This window comes from Acinetobacter sp. Ac_3412 (assembly GCF_013072675.1).
Taxonomy (GTDB): domain Bacteria; phylum Pseudomonadota; class Gammaproteobacteria; order Pseudomonadales; family Moraxellaceae; genus Acinetobacter; species Acinetobacter higginsii.
The window spans coordinates 376,468-395,453 of the sequence record NZ_LXUJ01000011.1; the positions used below are offsets into that span (position 1 = coordinate 376,468).

At 41.4% G+C, this 18,986-nt stretch carries 16 protein-coding genes; 7 read left to right on the forward strand and 9 right to left on the reverse strand.

Going from position 1 to position 18,986, the window contains the following annotated elements; translation table 11 throughout:
- Positions 1-173: 173 nt before the first annotated feature.
- The 3 genes from A7P54_RS14540 to glyQ form a co-directional block, all read right to left on the reverse strand.
- Positions 174-596, reverse strand: a complete 423-nt coding sequence (locus tag A7P54_RS14540) for a hypothetical protein (RefSeq protein WP_005201257.1) — start codon at positions 594-596, stop codon at positions 174-176.
- 176 nt (positions 597-772) lie between these two features.
- Positions 773-2,842: a glycine--tRNA ligase subunit beta gene (glyS, locus tag A7P54_RS14545; protein ID WP_171550011.1), complete on the reverse strand. Its 2,070-nt coding sequence runs from the start codon at positions 2,840-2,842 to the stop codon at positions 773-775.
- The gene (gene glyQ / locus A7P54_RS14550) at positions 2,842-3,831 is read right to left on the reverse strand and encodes a glycine--tRNA ligase subunit alpha (RefSeq protein WP_004775941.1); all 990 of its coding nucleotides are present in this window, start codon (positions 3,829-3,831) and stop codon (positions 2,842-2,844) included. The genes glyS and glyQ overlap by 1 nt, the downstream gene beginning before the upstream one ends.
- A gap of 784 nt (positions 3,832-4,615) precedes the next feature.
- Between glyQ and A7P54_RS14555 the strand changes: the two genes are divergently transcribed.
- The 4 genes from A7P54_RS14555 (at position 4,616) to A7P54_RS14570 (ending at position 8,433) form a co-directional block, all read left to right on the forward strand.
- Positions 4,616-5,878: a putative DNA modification/repair radical SAM protein gene (locus A7P54_RS14555; protein WP_005317916.1), complete on the forward strand. Its 1,263-nt coding sequence runs from the start codon at positions 4,616-4,618 to the stop codon at positions 5,876-5,878.
- 2 nt (positions 5,879-5,880) lie between these two features.
- Positions 5,881-6,672: a TIGR03915 family putative DNA repair protein gene (locus A7P54_RS14560; protein WP_171550012.1), complete on the forward strand. Its 792-nt coding sequence runs from the start codon at positions 5,881-5,883 to the stop codon at positions 6,670-6,672.
- Between the two features lie 132 nt (positions 6,673-6,804).
- Positions 6,805-7,221 carry a lysozyme inhibitor LprI family protein gene (locus A7P54_RS14565; RefSeq protein ID WP_005317922.1) on the forward strand — a complete coding sequence of 139 codons (417 nt, stop codon included), beginning with the start codon at positions 6,805-6,807 and terminating at the stop codon, positions 7,219-7,221.
- Positions 7,222-7,332: 111 nt separating this feature from the next.
- Positions 7,333-8,433: an HPP family protein gene (locus tag A7P54_RS14570; protein WP_005317924.1), complete on the forward strand. Its 1,101-nt coding sequence runs from the start codon at positions 7,333-7,335 to the stop codon at positions 8,431-8,433.
- Between the two features lie 72 nt (positions 8,434-8,505).
- Here the strand turns inward: A7P54_RS14570 and A7P54_RS14575 are convergent, their stop codons facing one another.
- Positions 8,506-8,775, reverse strand: a complete 270-nt coding sequence (locus A7P54_RS14575) for a PspC domain-containing protein (protein WP_004804053.1) — start codon at positions 8,773-8,775, stop codon at positions 8,506-8,508.
- A 345-nt stretch (positions 8,776-9,120) separates the two neighbouring features.
- On the opposite strand from A7P54_RS14575, the gene A7P54_RS14580 reads away from it, so the two are divergent.
- Entirely contained in the window at positions 9,121-9,795 is a 675-nt protein-coding gene (locus A7P54_RS14580) for a hypothetical protein (protein WP_004804055.1), read from the forward strand.
- Positions 9,796-9,856: 61 nt separating this feature from the next.
- Here the strand turns inward: A7P54_RS14580 and A7P54_RS14585 are convergent, their stop codons facing one another.
- The gene (locus A7P54_RS14585; protein WP_004804056.1) at positions 9,857-11,680 is read right to left on the reverse strand and encodes an acyl-CoA dehydrogenase C-terminal domain-containing protein; all 1,824 of its coding nucleotides are present in this window, start codon (positions 11,678-11,680) and stop codon (positions 9,857-9,859) included.
- 239 nt (positions 11,681-11,919) lie between these two features.
- On the opposite strand from A7P54_RS14585, the gene A7P54_RS14590 reads away from it, so the two are divergent.
- Positions 11,920-14,244, forward strand: a complete 2,325-nt coding sequence (locus A7P54_RS14590) for a hypothetical protein (protein WP_171550013.1) — start codon at positions 11,920-11,922, stop codon at positions 14,242-14,244.
- A gap of 59 nt (positions 14,245-14,303) precedes the next feature.
- Here A7P54_RS14590 and aroE read toward each other — a convergent pair whose 3' ends face one another.
- Positions 14,304-15,092, reverse strand: coding sequence for a shikimate dehydrogenase (gene aroE, locus A7P54_RS14595; protein ID WP_171550014.1), 789 nt, complete (start codon positions 15,090-15,092; stop codon positions 14,304-14,306).
- A 60-nt stretch (positions 15,093-15,152) separates the two neighbouring features.
- Positions 15,153-16,634: a PLP-dependent aminotransferase family protein gene (locus A7P54_RS14600; protein WP_171550015.1), complete on the reverse strand. Its 1,482-nt coding sequence runs from the start codon at positions 16,632-16,634 to the stop codon at positions 15,153-15,155.
- Positions 16,635-16,748: 114 nt separating this feature from the next.
- On the opposite strand from A7P54_RS14600, the gene A7P54_RS14605 reads away from it, so the two are divergent.
- A complete protein-coding gene (locus tag A7P54_RS14605) occupies positions 16,749-17,204 on the forward strand; it encodes a GNAT family N-acetyltransferase (RefSeq protein WP_171550016.1) in 456 nt (151 codons plus the stop codon).
- A gap of 41 nt (positions 17,205-17,245) precedes the next feature.
- Here A7P54_RS14605 and hemF read toward each other — a convergent pair whose 3' ends face one another.
- The gene (hemF, locus tag A7P54_RS14610) at positions 17,246-18,187 is read right to left on the reverse strand and encodes an oxygen-dependent coproporphyrinogen oxidase (protein WP_171550017.1); all 942 of its coding nucleotides are present in this window, start codon (positions 18,185-18,187) and stop codon (positions 17,246-17,248) included.
- A 131-nt stretch (positions 18,188-18,318) separates the two neighbouring features.
- Entirely contained in the window at positions 18,319-18,921 is a 603-nt protein-coding gene (gene ribA, locus A7P54_RS14615) for a GTP cyclohydrolase II (RefSeq protein ID WP_004804065.1), read from the reverse strand.
- Positions 18,922-18,986 lie beyond the last annotated feature (65 nt).

Here is an 18,986-nt window from a genome sequence, read left to right on the forward strand (position 1 = left end):
TGTGTCGGCAAAACCCGTGAAGTTCAATGAATGTTTTGAGCGTACACTGTAAATTTAAAGCCTATTTTTCAAATCACTATAACAGCGCAGTCTTTAGAAAATGATATTTCAGATGATCAGGCTAGATGTATTTGAAGAAATAAAAAACCTCTACGGTGTAGAGGTTTTTGGGTTTAATTTTTTGAAGACTGACTCAGTTCAGCACGCTCGATCGGGACATTGCCTTCATTGGTGCCCACCACCGCATCTTTGGTGTCTTGCCATTTCTTGGCTGTGTATTGTTTGGCTTTTTCAGTTTGTGCTTGAACAACTTCAGATTGTTCTTCCGTATATTTCTTGGTGTCTTGCCATCTTTCACTGATCTTTTGTGAGGTGTTATCAGATGCGCCTTGGATTGAGTCGCCCAAATTCTGCATGCCTTTACCTGTTTTATATAACAAGATACGACCTAGGCTTGGATTGTCACCATAGGGCATGGCTTTTTCAGGCACAGCATTAGAAGCATTGCTTGTGGTGCTAGTTGTGTCCGCTGCCCAGAGCGAAGACGATGCAATCAGTGCAGTCGTAACACATAATAGTTGTACTTTATTCATCATCTTGTCTGTCCTTTCCACGATAGTGTCGCAATCGAGATTTTATATCTTATCGTTGGATTGAAGAAAAGAGTGGGGATGAGATGAAATTGATACAGTTATGTATAAAGGATGAATTTCTAGTGAGAAAGAATAAAGGGATCTATAAAAGATCCCTTTATTGAAGATGAGCTGAGAGCTTAACCCTGCAATACACTTACATCTGCAATTGCCGTGAACAAATCACGCAACTGAGCGAGTAAACGTAAACGGTTGGCTTTTAATTCTGCATCATCTGCCATGACCATTACACCTTCAAAGAAGGCATCGATTGGTGCACGAAGCGCAGCAAGCTTAGACAATGCTTCGGTATAATTACGCGCAGCAAGTAAAGGCTGAACTACTGGAGAGAGGGCAGACAATTCTGCATAAAGCGCTTTTTCAGCAGCTTCAACCAGATTGGCTTCAACCACAGCACCTTCAGGTGTCGCTTCTTTAGCAAGAATATTGGCAACACGTTTATTTGCCGCAGCCAATGCAGCCGCTTCTGGCAATGTACGGAAATGATTGACCGCAGTCACACGCTTGTCAAAATCAAGAGGAGATTTTGGTGCAAGTGCTTGAACCGCTTGAATCACATCAACGGCAACGCCTTGGTCTTCATATTTGGCACGGTAACGACCTTCAAGGAATGCAACTGCATCCGTACGGGTTTTATCGTGATCTTTAATGATGTCGCCATAGCCTTGCAATGCAAAGTTAACCAATTCTTCAATGGTCACATCAAGTTCATTTTCGATGATTAAACGTAAGATACCGATTGCAGAACGACGTAATGCAAATGGATCTTTAGAACCTGTTGGTGCTTGACCAATACCGAAAATACCGACCAATGTGTCTAAACGATCCGCAAGGGCAATGGTTGTACCTGTCTTGGTTTGCGGTAATACATCACCAGCAAATTTAGGTAAATACTGCTCACCTAAAGCTTCGGCAACTTCATTATTTTCACCTTCAAGGCGCGCATAATAAGTGCCTGCAATCCCTTGAAGTTCTGGGAATTCACCCACAAGTTCAGAGGTTAAGTCACATTTCGCAAGTAACGCAGCTTTCTCAGCATCAGCCACATTTGCACCCGTAATTGGAGACAATGCCACCGCTAATTTAGCAATACGTTCTGATTTATCCCAAAGTGTGCCCAATTGTGCTTGGAATACCATATTGGCTAATTTTTCTTTACGCGACGCAAGCGGTTGCTTTTGGTCTTGTAAGAAGAAGAATTCAGCATCAGACAAACGAGGACGTACAACTTTCTCATTCCCTTCAATAATTTGAATCGGATCTTTCGACTCAATATTTGAAATAGTAATGAAGTAAGGCTGTAATTTACCTTCGGCATTGATTAAGCAGAAATACTTCTGGTTATCCTGCATGGTGGTAATCAAAGCTTCTTGAGGAACAGCCAAATAACGCTCTTCAAAAGTTGCACGTAAAGCAACAGGCCATTCAACCAGACTTGTTACTTCATCAAGCAAGTCTGCTGGCACAATTGCAGTCGCATTGACTTCATCTGCCAACGTTTTGACTTGTGCTTGAATGGTCGCTTGACGCTTTTCGAAATTCGCAACCACATAGGCTTGTTCTAAAGTCGCCAAGTAGTCATTTGCATGCGCCAAAGTCACGGCTTCAGGTGCATGGAAACGATGGCCATAAGTCACATTACCTGCTTTATGATCTTGAATGGTTGCTTCAACCACTTGATCATCTTTCAGCAATACCACCCATTTTACTGGGCGTACGAATTCAGTACGGCTTGCCGCTGAACGCATACGTTTTGCGATTGGCAAGTTATCCAATGCGGTCTGTAAAATTTGTGGAAGCAAAGCATCAAGACTTTGACCTTTGACATCTTTCAAGAAGCAAACTTTTTCAACTTTACCTGCTTGGAAAGTTGAAAGTTGGTCAACCGTGATACCTTGACCGCGCATAAAGCCTTCAAGTGCTTTGGTCGGTTTGCCTTCAGCATCATAAGCCGCTTGTACAGCAGGGCCATCAAAACGTTTTTGCGTGTCTGCTTGAGCCGCATCGATATCAACAATTTTCAAGGCTAAACGACGTGGTGCAGCATATGCTTCGATCGCAGCGAAGTTTAAACCTGCATCTTTTAGGCCTTTTTCCGTTTCTGCTTTAAGTGCATCACGCAAAGTTTTTAAGCTTTTTGGTGGAAGTTCTTCACAGCCAAGTTCGAATAAAACTGTATGCTTAGTCATTATTTATTCTCCTTCGCTTTTTCAGCTTGGGCTGCTTCTGCTTCAACTTGTGCTTTAAGTTGAGCCAATACTTCATCACGCAAATGTGGTTCTGCCATTGGGAAACCAAGTTTCGCGCGGGCAGCCACGTAACTTTGTGCAATTGAACGCGCCAAAGTACGAACACGTAAAATATAACGTTGACGTTCAGTTACCGAAATCGCACCACGCGCATCCAGCAAGTTAAAGCAATGCGATGCTTTGATCACTTGCTCGTAAGCAGGAAGTGGCAATTCAGCTTCGATTAAACGAGAGGCTTCTGCTTCATAGAAGTCAAACAATTCAAACATCTTGTCGACTGGTGCGTATTCGAAGTTATAGGTTGATTGCTCAACTTCGTTTTGATGGAATACATCACCATAAGTTACGGTACCGAATTGGCCTTTGGTCCAAACCAGATCGTAAACTGAGTCTACCCCTTGAAGGTACATGGCCAGACGTTCTAAGCCATAAGTGATTTCACCTGTCACTGGGTAACATTCAATACCACCGACTTGCTGGAAGTAAGTGAACTGAGTCACTTCCATACCATTTAACCAAACTTCCCAACCTAAGCCCCATGCACCAAGCGTTGGAGATTCCCAGTTGTCTTCTACGAAACGAATGTCGTGAGTGAGGGTATCAATGCCAATTGCTTTTAATGAATCAAGATAAAGCTGTTGGATATTGTCTGGGTTTGGTTTAAGTACCACTTGGAACTGATAGTAGTGTTGTAAACGGTTAGGGTTCTCGCCATAACGACCGTCTTTCGGACGACGTGATGGTTGAACATAAGCCGCGTTCCAAGTTTCTGGCCCCAATGCACGTAAGAAGGTCGCAGTGTGGAAAGTACCTGCACCCATTTCCATATCATATGGTTGTAATACGACGCAGCCTTGCTCCGCCCAATAGTTTTGTAGGGCAAGAATTAAGCCCTGAAATGTATCAATATGCGATATAGCACGACTCATGGTGCATCCACTGGAATCAAACAAAAATTGTGGTTAAGTATAAGGATTTTGGTGGTGAGTGGCAAAGGCTAGTTGGGGAATTTCAGCTTTGAACAGCTTTTAGATTTATTTGCTGTTCTGACTAATAGAATCCAATTCGTCACGGCAAATGTAAGAGAGAAAAAACAGAGAAGAACAAAGAATCTGAATGGGACAATATTGATTTGAGCGGTATTGAAAATGATGATTAGGCTAGGGACAATAACAGTAAATAAAAGGGCATAAGCCATAATGGAAAAGAAATGCAGCACTTGGTATTTTCGTAGCAACAGCTGCACAAAATAGGTTGGAAGAAAAACAAGAACGAAATAGATCAATGCAATGTACAGGACAGCCAAGAGCATCTCATAGAATACTTTGAATATTTCTATGGAAAAGTAATGATCAGGTGCAAAAAAAGCGACCAATATAAAATAGATGGGAATACCTGCATAGAAGGGTGTTTGGATCAAACAGCGCCAAATTTGTGCTTTGCTGACAATAAGTTTTTGAATGAATGGTTGCGCAAGTTTTTGAAGTATGGGGTTCATGCTGTTTTAAATCTTTATTTATTTCAATTGTTTATATTTTGGTGTGGAGTTAATCAAGCTATTACATTGAATTATCTGAATTTTGATCATCACAAATCCTCGATCCATAACTATACGTCACCTCATGACGTATTGCATCTCATATGCTCTTAATTTCACAACTTTGAAATGCTAATTTTTAAACGATATCTTTTGTTCTCCTCAGGCCGTTTGAAATGTCTGATCGCATTCGTGAAAAGCTGCAAATTTTAGCGGACGCTGCCAAATATGATGTGTCCTGTTCCTCCAGTGGTAGTGACCGTAAAAATAAAGACAAAGGTCTAGGCGACGCGAGTCGGGCAGGGATTTGCCATAGCTATACCGAAGATGGACGCTGTGTTTCTCTGCTGAAAATCCTGTTCAGTAATGTCTGTATTTTTGATTGCGCCTATTGTGTGTCACGCCGTTCCAATGATGTGAAAAGAGCTGCATTTACGGTACAGGAAGTGGTTGACCTGACCATTAATTTCTATCGACGTAATTATATTGAAGGGCTGTTTCTCAGCTCAGGTATTTTCAAGTCAGCCGACCACACCATGGAGCGCATGCTGCAGGTGGTGAAGAAACTACGCTTAGAAGAAAATTTTAATGGTTATATTCATCTTAAAACCATTCCGGGAGCTTCACCTGAATTGATTCATGAAGCGGGTCTGTATGCCGACCGAATGAGCATCAATCTGGAAATGCCAACCGAGGTCGGTTTAAAAGCCTTTGCGCCTGAAAAGTCGCATCAAGAAGTACAAAAAGATTTGGGGCTGGTTCGAGATCGCTTGATTCAGCTTAAAGATGAACGTCAGATTATCAAGCATGTGCCGAAATATGTCCCCGCAGGGCAGACTACGCAGATGGTGGTGGGAGCGCATCAGGAAACGGATCAAGATGTGCTGTTTATGGCAGATCGACATTACAAAGAATTTAAATTAAAACGGGTCTATTTCTCAGGCTATATTCCGATTAATACCGAGAATAATTATTTGCCTGCGGTTGGCTCTGCACCACCGTTGCTACGAGAAAATCGGCTTTATCAAAGTGATTGGTTGATGCGTTTTTATGGTTTTCAGGTCAATGAAATTGTGAATGAGCGATTCCCACATTTGGATTTGGATGTCGACCCGAAACTCAGTTGGGCATTGCGGCATCCAGAGCATTTTCCTGTGGATTTAAATCGTGCTGATTACGCCATGATTTTGCGTGTGCCGGGTATCGGGGTGAAATCAGCCAAGAAAATTGTACAGGCGCGTCGTTTTGGCAAAATCCACATCGACCTGTTAAAACAGTTAGGTGTCGCTTATTCTCGTGCACAATATTTTATTCGTTGTGAAGACAGTCCTCGCTTTCAGAAAGAACTTTCAGCTGGCTTTATTCGTCAGCAGATTTTGACCCAAGGCTCATCTAAATATATCAAGCCGCTTTCACCTCAGTTGAGTTTAGGGTTTTAACAATGTTGAATAAGCAACTGAGCTATTATTTTGATGGTTCAATGGCAGGCTTGCTGAGCTGCGTATTTCGTGCCTTTCAGTTTAAAGAGTTTCAGGTGCAGCTCAGTTTATTGGATGGCGCACAACATGGCTTGTTTTCTGAAGTCATTGAGGTTCCGAGTCATGAGCAATATGCACAACGGGTTTGGTCTGCTTTACAACGAAAACTGTCTAAAGCTGCATTAAAGCAGATTTATTTTGCTTTTCTATCTGAGTCACTTGATGCCTACCAGCATGTATTTAATTACTGTATTTATGTCTTTCAACAGCAGCATTCTATAGAAAAAGACTATTTACATCCGAGTGTGTTGGCCATTTCTCAATGGACCAAAAAAGTAGGACGTGAAAAGCATCGGATGGAGGCTTTTGTACGGTTTAAGAAAACCACAGATGGGATATTTTTAAGTTTAGTTCGTCCCGATTTTAATGTATTGCCTTTGATTCAGCCGCATTTTAGGCGTCGTTATCAGGATCAACGTTGGCTGATTTATGATGAGCAACGTAAATATGGACTCTATTATGATCTGCTCGATGTCCATGAAGTCTATATGGATGCAAATGAGATCGATCGCAATATTCAAAATGGCGGTAGCCAAAACTTCCAGTTGCAGCTTGATGAGCAGGAAGTTTTATACGATCAGCTTTGGAAAGATTATTTTAATAGTATCAATATTAAAGCACGCCAAAATATCAAATTACATGTGCAATATTTGCCGAAACGTTATTGGCGTTATCTGAATGAAAAATTCATTTGAGGGGATGTCTGTTGTTTGAAAAATGGATGTCATGGTGACCAATATTCGTAGAAGATAGGAGAATAAAAAATCAGTATGGGCGTGATTTTTTGATTATGATAAAAAATATGAGAACAACAAAAGAGCAGATCCATGACTAAATTAATGTTCACCGTTGTAGTGTTTGCAATGACGTGTTTGAGCGCTCATGCTTTTGCCAAAGTACAGGATAAAACCACTGATCCCTATAGCCAATGTGTTGACGAAACCATTCAAGAATTAAAGTTGGGTAACATCAATAATGCAGTGGTGGAAATCTGTAGTACAAGGGCTAAAACACTCTATACCAAACAGATCGTACAATTGCTGGATCAAATTAAAATTCAGAGCATGCAATATAAGCAGCCTGAACGATATAACGACATTATGAAATCGCAGCAACTCTGGAAAAATTTTGTGGATCAAGAGTGCCGTAATGCAGGTGCTTATATCGGCTCACCGATGTATGAGTTCTGCCCGATGCAAAAATATGCAGAGCGATTGGAGCAGCTAAAAGAATATTTAAATTGAGCTTGAGCAGCTTTTATCATGATTTAAAACTGTAATTTAAATACACCTTAAGCCTGAGTAGGCGTATACTGCTGCATCGAGTAGAACCACGCAAATCCAGCAAGGTGCATTGTGAGCTTGACCCAATCAGACTGGCTAAATTTTCTAAAACCGAATTATAAAGTCCTGCCTTTAAAAGAGAGGATGCTCTCTGGTCTCGGGGCTTTATGTGGTTTGGCGATTTCCTCCTTGATTAGCTGGTATGTCCTAGGTGGCATGAATGCGTGGTATATCGCCCCGATGGGTGCATCTTCTGTGCTGCTATTTGCAGTCCCCAACAGTCCGTTGGCGCAGCCTTGGAATGTTATTGTGGGGAATACACTGGCAGGATTCATTGGTGTTGCCTGTACGCAATATCTGCCTGATCTGACCAGTGCTTTTAGTGTTGCTGTTGGATTGGCAATTTTTGTGATGATGACCACAGACTCCTTGCATCCACCAAGTGGCGCAGTTGCGATTACTGCTGTCTTAGGAGGCGAAGCTGTACACCGCTTAGGTTTTCATTTTATCTTGTATCCAGTTCTGCTTAATTCGATTTTATTGCTTGTGTTTGCAGTGTTTTTTAATCGTTTGATTGGCCGCCATTATCCAATCACAGCACATGTAAATGAGCGATCTAAAGACCCGACACCCACCCAGAAAGTCTCAATTCAACCAAAAGATATTGAATATGCGCTTGAGCATCACACTGAGCTATTGGATATTAGTCAGTACGATTTAGAAAAAATCATTTTAGAAGCACAATCGCATGCCAACGAGCGCTTGATTAACTCATTCGTTTGCCAAGATATTATGAGCCGAGATGTGATTAAACTGCATGAGCATGATGATATTCATCAGGCCTTAGATAAGTTTAAAGCCGTGAATTTAATGAGTTTACCAGTCGTCAATGCCGATGAGCATTTGGTCGGGACTTTGGCCTTATATGAAGTGGTGGAGTGGTTTAAAGGTGCAACAGATCCACGAAACTCTTGGCAGCACTATGTCAGACAGATTATGAGCCATAAAGTTGTGACAGTAAGTCCGTTACAACCGATTCAGGATTTGGTGCCGTATTTTGTCGAGAAATCATTTAACTATATTCCTGTAGTTGAGGAACATCGTTTAATCGGGATTATCAGTCGTGCCGATATGATTGCGGCCTTGCAACAGCAGTTGAATCGACAGGTCTGAATTTAGATAAAAAAAAGCTACGGTTGGATTAGGGGTAATTTCAACCGTAGCGACCAAAAAGGTAACCGAAAATTAACGTTTTATGCCTTGGTCTTCATACACTGTTTTTACAGGTTGTGAATAGCCTTGTACGTGATCAATACGCGCTTGCTGCTGTTTCGGAATGACCAGCCATAAAATCAGATACACCAAAATACCCGGGAAGGCTGCACTCATGAGTGAGATCACAACAAAGATCAGACGTAATAAATTTGCGTTCCAACCAAATCGTTCCGCAATACCGCCCATTACACCAGCGATCATGCTTTGTTGGTTTGAGCGATATAAACCAGAGTTGGCCATCGAGTTTTTCTCCTTAAATTAATGAAACAACAGTGAAAATAATAAATAGTGTTAGTTTGAGCTGCTGTTAATTAAGAAATAGGGGCGAACTGCTCTTTTTAAAGTTTAAACAGATGGGAGATTAGTTAAGTTGTGTAAATCATTGATGGAAAAACCGACAGCATCGCCTAAAATGCACCGAATTAAAGCATCCTGCTTTGTCAATTTACTATTTCAGTCCTATCGCATTGGCTATTACCCTTTTGGGGAATAGACGAACATTTAAATGATCCCTATATTTTCCGAAGTTTAGGACGAGTTCATGAAAAGCACGCGATAATGATGTTGATGTTAGAGATTTAGGATATGCAGTTCAGGTTATTCTTACAGCATGTTAGTGTAGGACTTCTATTGATTTTGGGTTTGAGTGCTTGTGATAGCCATCATCCAGAACCAGTAAAGCAACAACCCCAGACGCAACCGAGTGGTGAAACGAGTGAAGTGCTTGCAGATGAACAAGAAGAACAGCTTGCATCTGACGCGCAAGGGCTATCGCTGACCCAAGTGGCAGGCCAAGCAACATTGCCGTATTCTGCGGATCGTAAAAATAATTTGAGTAAACCTTCAGAAGCCGATTTGGTGTATGCGGGTCGTTATCATGCACGTATCCCTTGTAGTGATGCCTTTGCAGGCTGTGTCAATAATGAGAAAGAAGCAGAATATATCCTGAATTTAATGGATGACGGTTCTGTGTTCTGGACCAATACCAGTTTTAGCCGCCTTGGCTCAGATCCGTCACGTAATATTGCCAAGATTGAGCAGACCTGTAAGCAAGTACAGTGGCATGTGCATAAAGAACTAAATGAAATTATGATTCGCTGTGATGCTGCGGATGTTAACTTGTATTATCAAGTGAGTCCGAATCAAGACTTGGTGATGGATCTGGATAAGATCTGGAATGGCGATAATGGGCGGAATCGTAAGTTCTTTAAAGAGTATCCATTCCCAGAACAAGCCTATGTATTTAAGAAAGTTGATTAAATAATCTGTATTCAAAATAAAAAAAGAGCGCATTTAGCGCTCTTTTTTATTGCAGTTCCGATTAGTAGTCGAAGCTGAAGTGTTCAGGTGCAAGTGAAGTCAAAGTGCGAGAGGTTGATACCATAGATTCTGCATGGCCTTGTGCACGTGGCAATAGACGGTCGAAGTAGAAATCTGCAACTTTGATTTTTGCTTTATAGAATTCAGGTGTTTCGATTCCGTCACCCGCTTCTAATTTCTCAGAAGCAACCACTGCTTGTTGCGCCCAGAAATAAGCCATCATCACATAGCCAGAGAACATCAAGAAATCAACCGACGCTGAAGAAACGATGTCACGGTCTTTACGTGCAGCAAGCATGATACGGACAGTTAGGGTATTCCATTGTGCGCAAAGCTTAGTTAAGTCCCAAGCAAAACGACGAAGGTACTTGTTACGTGCATGTGCAGCACAGAACTTCAAGATTTCAGCAGTATAGTCACGAACGACTTTACCTTTTGAGCTTAAAAGTACTTTACGGCCAATCAAGTCAAGTGCTTGAATACCTGTGGTACCTTCGTACAAGGTTGAGATACGCGCATCACGTGCGATTTGTTCCATACCCCATTCACGGATATAGCCATGACCGCCGTATACTTGCATACCGTGGTTTGCAGCTTCTAAGCCAAGTTCAGTTAAGAAGCCTTTAAGAATCGGTGTATAGAAACCAAGTTTGTCATCATAAGCTTCATACGCTGCTTGATCGCCACTTACCAATGCATCTGTCATTTTGTCTGCAAGTTTTGCAGCATGATAGATCATTGAACGACCGCCTTCAGCAATTGCTTTTTGCGTTAACAACATACGACGAACGTCAGCGTGGTGAATAATCGCATCACCTACACGCTCAGGTTCTTTTTTACCAGAAAGGGCACGCATAGACATACGATCTTTCGCATAAGGTAAAGCACCTTGGAAAGAAAGTTCAGCATGTGCAATACCTTGAACTGCTGTACCGATACGCGCAGTGTTCATAAAGGTAAACATTGCATGTAAACCCTTGTTGATTTCACCGATCAGATAACCTGTTGCATTGTCAAAGTTAAGCACTGCAGTTGCAGAAGCTTTGATCCCCATCTTGTGTTCGATTGAACCACAAGAAACAGTATTACGTTCACCTACACCACCATCCGCAGTTGGAATGAATTTAGGTACGATGAATAAAGAGATACCACGAGTACCTGCTGGTGCATCTGGAAGACGCGCAAGTACGATGTGAATAATGTTATCTGTTAAATCGTGCTCACCTGCAGAGATGAAGATTTTAGTACCAGAAATTTTGTATGTACCATCAGCAGCAGGTTCTGCTTTAGTTTTAACTTGACCTAAGTCTGTACCACATTGCGGTTCAGTTAAGCACATCGTGCCTGACCAAGTCCCTTCAACCAATTTAGGCATATAGGTATTTTTTTGCTCATCTGTACCAAACTGCATGATCGTGTTCATACAGCCAGTACTTAAACCTGGATACATGGTGAATGACCAGTTCGCCGTTCCCATCATTTCAGATTTGATCAGGTTTAAAGACATTGGTAAGCCTTGACCACCAAACTCTTCTGGATAAGAAAGACCTTGCCAACCACCCATGACGAATTGGTCATAAGCTTCTTTAAAACCTTTTGGTGTTGTCACTTCGCCGTTGTTAAAGGTACAACCTTCTTCATCACCTGATTGATTGAGCGGAGAAAGTACGTTTTCGCAATAATCTGCTGCACCTTCAAGAATCATATCAACCGTTTCAGCATCCGCATTTTGACCACTTGTCAAAGTTTGGTAATGTGCTGGATAATCTAACATTTCGTTCATTAAGAAACGAATGTCACGGAGCGGGGCTTTATAAGCTGGCATAATCTTAATCCTGTATTTGAATCATTTTGGATTATCTGTTTCGATACTTTGATTATTCACAATGGTGATAAAAATACATTGATAACCACTAGGGAAAAGAATGTCAGAAAAGCGAATTTCCTAAAAGGGAGATTTGTAAAAAAATCACTTTTCTATTGGTCTCAAAACTGATTTTAAACGTGAAAAGTACTCAATTTTATACTTGAAAATATAATGATATAAAGGTGTTTGGTAAAGCTATGCGTATAAAATATTTAACTTTATGCTTAATGGGTCTAAGTCTTTCTGCATGTTCACAACATGTCATTAAAACCAATACAGCTTCGACCAATCTGGAACAGAAGGCAATCAATAGTATTAATGCGATGTATGAATATCCAAGCTATGATTACCGTGGCAAATTTAATATTCATGTTGAACCACAGCAAAATAATACAAATACCAAAGCAGACAATGCATCTTTAGATGCAGCGCTCAAGCAAAAGGTTGATCAATATTTACGAGATCAAAAGGTCAATTTAAACAGTAAACAGAAACAGGCGCTGTATGTTGCGCTTGCACAAGAACAAAAAATCTATGGCCAATCTAAAGTCGATAAGTTCACCCAAATCGTGGCCAATGTTCTGAATGACATGCAGTTTGAATATGATGGTTCAGTGCATTATCGTCAGAAAATGGGTTCGTTTAATTTAACCGCCCGTTATGAAAAACCAACTTTATTGGTTCAAGCTAAAGTGCCGATGGTATTAGATTTAAATAACTATAAGTTTTATATCAATTACTTTGCTTTGATGCCGTATTTGGTCAATAAAGATAGTCAAAATAATCTGGCGTATTTAGATTTTTCCAAGTATCAGGACATGTTCAAGCAAGTCGATTACAAGAAATTTGCTGAATATGTGAAAGCTTCTGGCGCCGTCTATTATCGTCTTGCAGATCAAAATAACATTCAAGCCTTACCGGTTTCTTCTGCTGATCAAGCAGCCGGTGTGGTCGAGAAGATTCGTTTAAAAAGCTCGATTGAAGAGCTGATTTTACAAGCCAATTTGTATAGCAAAGTCAATGAAAAATACTTCATGCAAAGTGTTCTCAATATTAAAGAAGAGAATCTTGAGAAACTGATTGCCAATGAAGTTGATGCTGCAAGTTCATCTAAATCAGGAAAAACCGCTTCATTGTTGGATAAAAAAGATTCGGCTGATGATGCCAGTGTGGTTAGCCAAGAACTGTATCGGTTGGTGAATAAACATTTTGGTGTGGAGGATGCCGAAGAAGATTATGCCGATGAGAGCGCAGATGCGGCGGAAGATGTAACACAAGCAGCGCAGAAGGCCTATGCCGAGGCTGCTGCGGATAGTACGGTCGAGGCCACAGTCGCTGAAGACGAGCAGGCAGGTTTAACCGAGGAGCAATGTACAGCCCTGCAAAATACGCCAAAAACCACATATGGCGATGCACAGTATTGCCAAAGTATGTATGACATTGATGTCTTTGGTGAGCAGAAAGCAGAATCTGGTTTCTTGAGTTATATCACTAAATTACAAGCGGTCGAAAAACAGTTTGCTACATATGATCAAAATCAATTTATTGATGATCAGGCATTTAAGGCACTTTGGATCAAGCACCAAGCGGATATTGCAAAAGCTTTACCACCAGTTGAAAAACGAAATCCATTTGTTATGGATGTCGGCTTGGATGCCCAAGGTCGTGCGGTTAAACTCGATTATGATTTGAACTATGGCTTATCTGAATTGAAGTCACGTTTTAGTGTCAAAGCCGATATGTTGATTTCAAATTATGGTAAAGCCACCCCAATTGATCAGGCACAATTGAAACGTGCGAAGAGTTGGTCAGAAGCAAGCAAAGGCTCGATGTTGGAACAAGCAGTGAATAGCTTCTCTGAGAAATTAGGTCAAGCAGGGGTTCAAGAACGTTCAGCAGAACCATATACCATGACTTTGGAAGATCAACTCAAAGTCATTGCGGAACAACGCTATGATGCTACGCATGCCTACGATCAAACCTATAAAGCAGTATTCATTGCGAAATTGACCGAAAGCACACCACAGGTTGTACAGCGTTCTTCAAGCCAGGAGCTGCAAGAAATTGCCACTGTATATGCATACTGGTATGCCAATGAAGAGGTTTATAATCCACAAGGGAAAGCCCTGCAAAGCATTGAAGCTTTACAGAAGAAACATCATCTTGAAAATGAAGATCAGTTTGATGACAAATTGGGGCAAGCAGTGAATCGTATTGTATTGGATGCTATGCGTGGCGATACAGATCGCCAAGCGTGGAAAAAGCTACAAGCGCAGTATAAGCAGCCACAGCAGTTATTTGCCAAACAATATCAAATCCAGTTCGAACAAGAGAATGGCGCTTCAAGTGAGGAAAAAGTTTTACTTGGACAAACCGCAAATATCTTAGGGCAAGTGTATATGGATGCCCGTAAGAATAAATTGTCTGAAAAATCGATTCAGTCTTTAAAAATCGAGCATAACGAATTTATTGATTATGAAATTTTCAAAGAGGTGTATCAGAAGATGCTGACAGTTAAATAATTTCTTTATCCCAATAAAAAACCTGCAAAGTGCAGGTTTTTTATTTTGTGCTTTGGCGATTATAAAAAGTCTTTTAGTTCTGGTTTTACCCCATTCCAGATCGAGAATGCTTCAATCGCTTGACCGACCAGCATACCGAAACCATCAGTAGATGGAATTTGGCGTTGTTTGGCCTGATCTAGAAAGCTAGATGGTTTGCCATAAGCCATTTCATAAGCGTGATGGAACACTAAACTTTCAGGCAGTTGTAGGACATCACCTGTTAAGCTCGCAGATGTCGCATTAATCACAACATCAAACTCACCTACGAGTTGATCTAAGCCTGTTACTTTAAGTTCTGCGTGCGGCACAGCATCTTTTAAATCGTCAACGAGTTGCTCAGCTCGGGTAAGGGTACGATTAGCGATCACAATCTGTTTTGCGCCTGCCTGTACCAAAGGGTAGATGACACCGCGGGTTGCACCGCCAGCCCCTAAAATTAAAATACGACTCTCTTTTAGTTCCCAACCCAATGCCTGAATTGCTGCAACTAAGCCCTGACCATCGGTATTATCGCCATACAGTTTGCCGTCCTGCATCCACAACGTATTGACAGCTTTGGCGATCTTGGCGCGTTCAGTCAATTGGTCGCAAAGGGCAAAGGCTTGTTCTTTAAATGGTACAGTCACATTCATACCAATACCATTCTGAGCAAAAAAAGCTTTTGCAGTGCTTTCAAAGCCATCTAAGGGTGCAAGGATTTTTTTATAGTGTAGATCGACCCCAGTTTTTGCTGCAAACGCATGGTGAAGCTCAGGTGAGCGGGATTGTTCAATCGGATTTCCAATTACAGCAAATTGTTTGGTCATTGTACGACGATCAACTGAAGAAAATAGCTGAAGTGTATAAAGTTATTGATCTAATCGCAATCAGATCATGGATGCTTTGATGGCTTCAGCCAGCTTTTGGATATTGCGCCAAATTTCATCAGGTTGATGTGCGGCATAACCAAATAAGACTGCACTTTGGGAAGCGTCGGTTTGGCAATATCGAGAAAGGGGTTGAACCGCCAAATCAACCTTTAAGCAGTAAGCAATAAACTCTTGTTCCGTCCAATCTGGATTTAACCAACAGAGTAAATGTATTCCTGAGTCAGTTATTTGAATTGTTAAAATATCTGCGAGATAGGTTTGGATCGCGCGAATCAAGACCTGTTGGCGCTCAAAACAGGTTTTACGAACTTTTCTGACATGCCTCGCATAGTGACCCTCTTGGATAAAGAGGCTTAAAGCAACTTGTTCTAAATAGGAACATTGGCTGTCGATCTGTTTTTTAGCAAGACAAAAAAGATCCATCAATGAATCAGGAATGACCATAAACCCTAAACGAAACTCAGGAAACATCATTTTGGAAAAGGTTCCCGAGTAAATCACACGTTGTTGCTGATCTAACCCTTGTAAGGCTTGAATAGCACGAGAGCCGTAACGAAACTCACTATTATAGTCATCTTCAAAAATCCACTTTTGCTGTTGCGCAGCCCACTCCAACAGCATTAAACGGCGCTTTAAACTTAATGTACCGCCTAATGGAAAATGGTGTGAGGGTGTTGTATAAATCAATTTACTTTGTGCATGATTTTGAATGATGTCTGGAATATTCATCCCTTCATCATCACTTAAAATAGGTTGTGTTTTTGCCCCAAAACTCTGAAAAACTGCTAAAGCTGCATCATAACCAGGTTCATCCATGCAGACCTGATCCTGCTTCTGCAATAAGGCGAAAGCGGTTAAATGGATGGCTTGTTGGGTGCCGTTCACAATCAAAATTTGTTGTGTTGTGCAATTCAAGCCGCGTGTTGAACGAACATAGTTGCAAATTGCTTGTCGTAGAGCCAGGTAACCACGAGGGTCATGCGCTTGCCCCAGTCGGTGGTATGACTGCCGCCAAGCTTGACCAAGCAATTTCCCCCAAAGTGGGTGTGGGAAAAGATCAACACATCCGACTCCTACATGAAACACTCTTTTCTCTTGTGATGCTTGTTGTAATTGCCAAGTTTTAAGATGTTGGGCCAGATTTTGATTAATATCTAAGTTTTGAGCTGTTATTGAAGAATGAATGGTGGGTTGAGCTTGTACTTGAATGAATTGGTCAGGGATAACCGCGCTGACGTAGGTTCCAGAACTTGGTTTAGTGATGAGATAACCTTCATCCAATAAGCGCTCTAATGCTGCTAAAACCGAGTTACGAGAGATAGACATCATTTCTGCTAAAGCACGACTTGAAGGAAGCTTTGCTCCAGCATGGAGCCTGCCATCTAGAATGGCCGTATGTAAGGCCGTATATAAGGCGTCTTTAATGTTGCCTTGTGCTAAGACGAGATGGGGAAAATGAGCAACAGATGAACTTTTCATTTCGAGTAAACTGGTACTGTCAAATAGATCAAAACTGTATCTTATAAACCATCCACAATCAAAACTACACTACGAACTCTCATTTCCAAGACTATAAAATTTGAGGAAAACTTCATGCATCATCAAGACATCCAAGTGATTCCTGTGCAACAAGATGACTATCAACAGTGGATACCCTTTTGGCTGGCCTATCAGAATTTTTACAAGGTGGAACTGTCTAGCACTATCACACAAACCACATGGCAACGTTTTTTTGACCAAACTGAGCCTGTCTATTGTGCAGTTGCAAAACAAGGAGATCAGCTTTTAGGTTTTGTACATTACGTTATTCATCGTTCAACTTGGGCGAAAAATAACTATTGTTATTTAGAAGATTTATTTGTTTCACCAGCACAAAGGGGGCAGTTGATCGGAAAGCAATTAATCGAATATGTGCAGCAACAAGCGAGGGAACATCAGTGTGATCGCTTATACTGGCATACACAGGAAACGAATCATACGGCACAGAAACTCTATGACTGGATTGCAGAAAGGCCAGGGATTATTGAGTATCGGATGCATTTAGATTAAGAAAAAAGCCAAAGCAGATGGTTGCTTTGGCTTTTAGATAGTTAGGCATTCAAACCTAACCAATCTCTAGGTTTTAGATAATAATCAGTGAGACGTTTCTCTGCTGAGTCCTCATCCCACTCAGGGCGATACGACCAACCTGCAAGATTTGGCAAACTCACCAAGATTGATTCGATACGACCACCAGTTTGTAAGCCAAACAAGGTACCGCGGTCATAAACCAAGTTATATTCGACATAACGACCACGACGATACAGTTGGAATTCACGCTGAGCTTCGGTATATGGCTGCTCACGGTGCTTTTCAAAAATCGGCAAGATCGCGGCTAAATAGCCATTACCCACGGCTTGGATATATTTAAAGCAGGTTTCAAAATCCCATTGATTTAAGTCATCAAAGAACAAACCACCGACACCACGCTGTTCATCACGATGCTTTAGATAGAAATAATCATCACACCATTGTTTGTGCTCGGCGTAAACCGTGTCGCCAAAAGGCTGACACAGGTCATACGCGGTTTGATGCCAGTTTTGAACATCTTGCTCATCTGGATAAAATGGGGTTAGGTCAAAGCCACCACCAAACCACCACACAGGATCTTGGCCTTCAGGCTCCGCCACAAATAGGCGAACATTGGCATGAGAGGTTGGAATATTGGGGTTTTTCGGGTGAATCACCAGTGATACACCCAAGGCTTGCGCTTTCGCCCCAGCAATTTGTGGATGCCGTTCAGTAGCAGATGCAGGAAGCTTACTAATATTGATGTGGGAGAACATGACCCCACCTTTTTCAATCACTTCACCATTTTGCAAAACACGAGAGCGACCACCGCCACCTTCGGTTCGTTGCCAATCATCAATGATAAATTCCGCGGTACCACCGCCTGCACGTTCCTGTTGCTCTAGTCCTGCACAAATCCGTGCCTGTAGATCGAGTAAAAACTCACGAACACGTTGAATATCAACTGAAGTTGGATGTTGCATGATGATCCTCTGAAAGTGATCTAGGGATTGCTTATATCAAAACATAAAACCCATAAAAAAAGTAAGGGTTTTTTATTTTTTACAATAAAAACCCTTTAACTGATTTATTTTTAAACGTTTTGGAAAATGAATTAAAAGTCATCTTTTTTATACAGATGATCCATACGTTCACGTTTGGTTTTTAAATATTGTTCATTGAAAGGATTGCGACCTACCGTTAATGGAACACGCTCAACCACATTGATGCCGAGATCAGTCAAGGCTTTTAGTTTAAGTGGATTATTGGTCAGTAGTTTCACTTCTTTAATCTGAAGGTGATCCAACATAATGCTGCACATATCATAACGACGCGCATCAGCAGGCAAGTTCAATAACAGGTTCGCATCAACCGTATCATGACCTTGATCTTGCAAGGCATAAGCACGAATCTTATTGGTTAAACCGATACCACGGCCTTCTTGACGAAGATAAAGAATCACGCCTTGACCAGCTTCATTAATCAAGCTTTGTGTGGCTTGTAGTTGCGGTCCACAATCACATTTGAGCGAAGCGAAAGCATCGCCTGTTAAGCATTCTGAATGGATGCGCACGAGTACAGGCTGATCTGGAGCCGTTTCTAAACCTTTAGATAGCGCCACATGTTCTTCGCCAGTTGCAGGGTCTTGAAACACGGAAATATTGAAGTCACCAAAAGCGGTGGGAAGCTTTGATGTTGCAATAAATTCAATCGGCACAGAGAGCTCACTATGATAATAAAAACAGTTCGAGTATAGCCTAATGTTTGAAGATTGCGTGAACT

What these genes read in the sequence shown, in the direction of transcription:
- A7P54_RS14540 (WP_005201257.1), bottom strand. Translation starts at nt 596, where the DNA reads ATGATGAATAAAGTACAACTATTATGTGTTACGACTGCACTGATTGCA.
- glyS (WP_171550011.1), bottom strand. Translation starts at nt 2,842, where the DNA reads ATGACTAAGCATACAGTTTTATTCGAACTTGGCTGTGAAGAACTTCCA.
- glyQ (WP_004775941.1), bottom strand. Translation starts at nt 3,831, where the DNA reads ATGAGTCGTGCTATATCGCATATTGATACATTTCAGGGCTTAATTCTT.
- A7P54_RS14555 (WP_005317916.1), top strand. Translation starts at nt 4,616, where the DNA reads ATGTCTGATCGCATTCGTGAAAAGCTGCAAATTTTAGCGGACGCTGCC.
- A7P54_RS14560 (WP_171550012.1), top strand. Translation starts at nt 5,881, where the DNA reads ATGTTGAATAAGCAACTGAGCTATTATTTTGATGGTTCAATGGCAGGC.
- A7P54_RS14565 (WP_005317922.1), top strand. Translation starts at nt 6,805, where the DNA reads ATGACTAAATTAATGTTCACCGTTGTAGTGTTTGCAATGACGTGTTTG.
- A7P54_RS14575 (WP_004804053.1), bottom strand. Translation starts at nt 8,775, where the DNA reads ATGGCCAACTCTGGTTTATATCGCTCAAACCAACAAAGCATGATCGCT.
- A7P54_RS14580 (WP_004804055.1), top strand. Translation starts at nt 9,121, where the DNA reads ATGCAGTTCAGGTTATTCTTACAGCATGTTAGTGTAGGACTTCTATTG.
- A7P54_RS14585 (WP_004804056.1), bottom strand. Translation starts at nt 11,680, where the DNA reads ATGCCAGCTTATAAAGCCCCGCTCCGTGACATTCGTTTCTTAATGAAC.
- A7P54_RS14590 (WP_171550013.1), top strand. Translation starts at nt 11,920, where the DNA reads ATGCGTATAAAATATTTAACTTTATGCTTAATGGGTCTAAGTCTTTCT.
- aroE (WP_171550014.1), bottom strand. Translation starts at nt 15,092, where the DNA reads ATGACCAAACAATTTGCTGTAATTGGAAATCCGATTGAACAATCCCGC.
- A7P54_RS14600 (WP_171550015.1), bottom strand. Translation starts at nt 16,634, where the DNA reads ATGAAAAGTTCATCTGTTGCTCATTTTCCCCATCTCGTCTTAGCACAA.
- A7P54_RS14605 (WP_171550016.1), top strand. Translation starts at nt 16,749, where the DNA reads ATGCATCATCAAGACATCCAAGTGATTCCTGTGCAACAAGATGACTAT.
- hemF (WP_171550017.1), bottom strand. Translation starts at nt 18,187, where the DNA reads ATGCAACATCCAACTTCAGTTGATATTCAACGTGTTCGTGAGTTTTTA.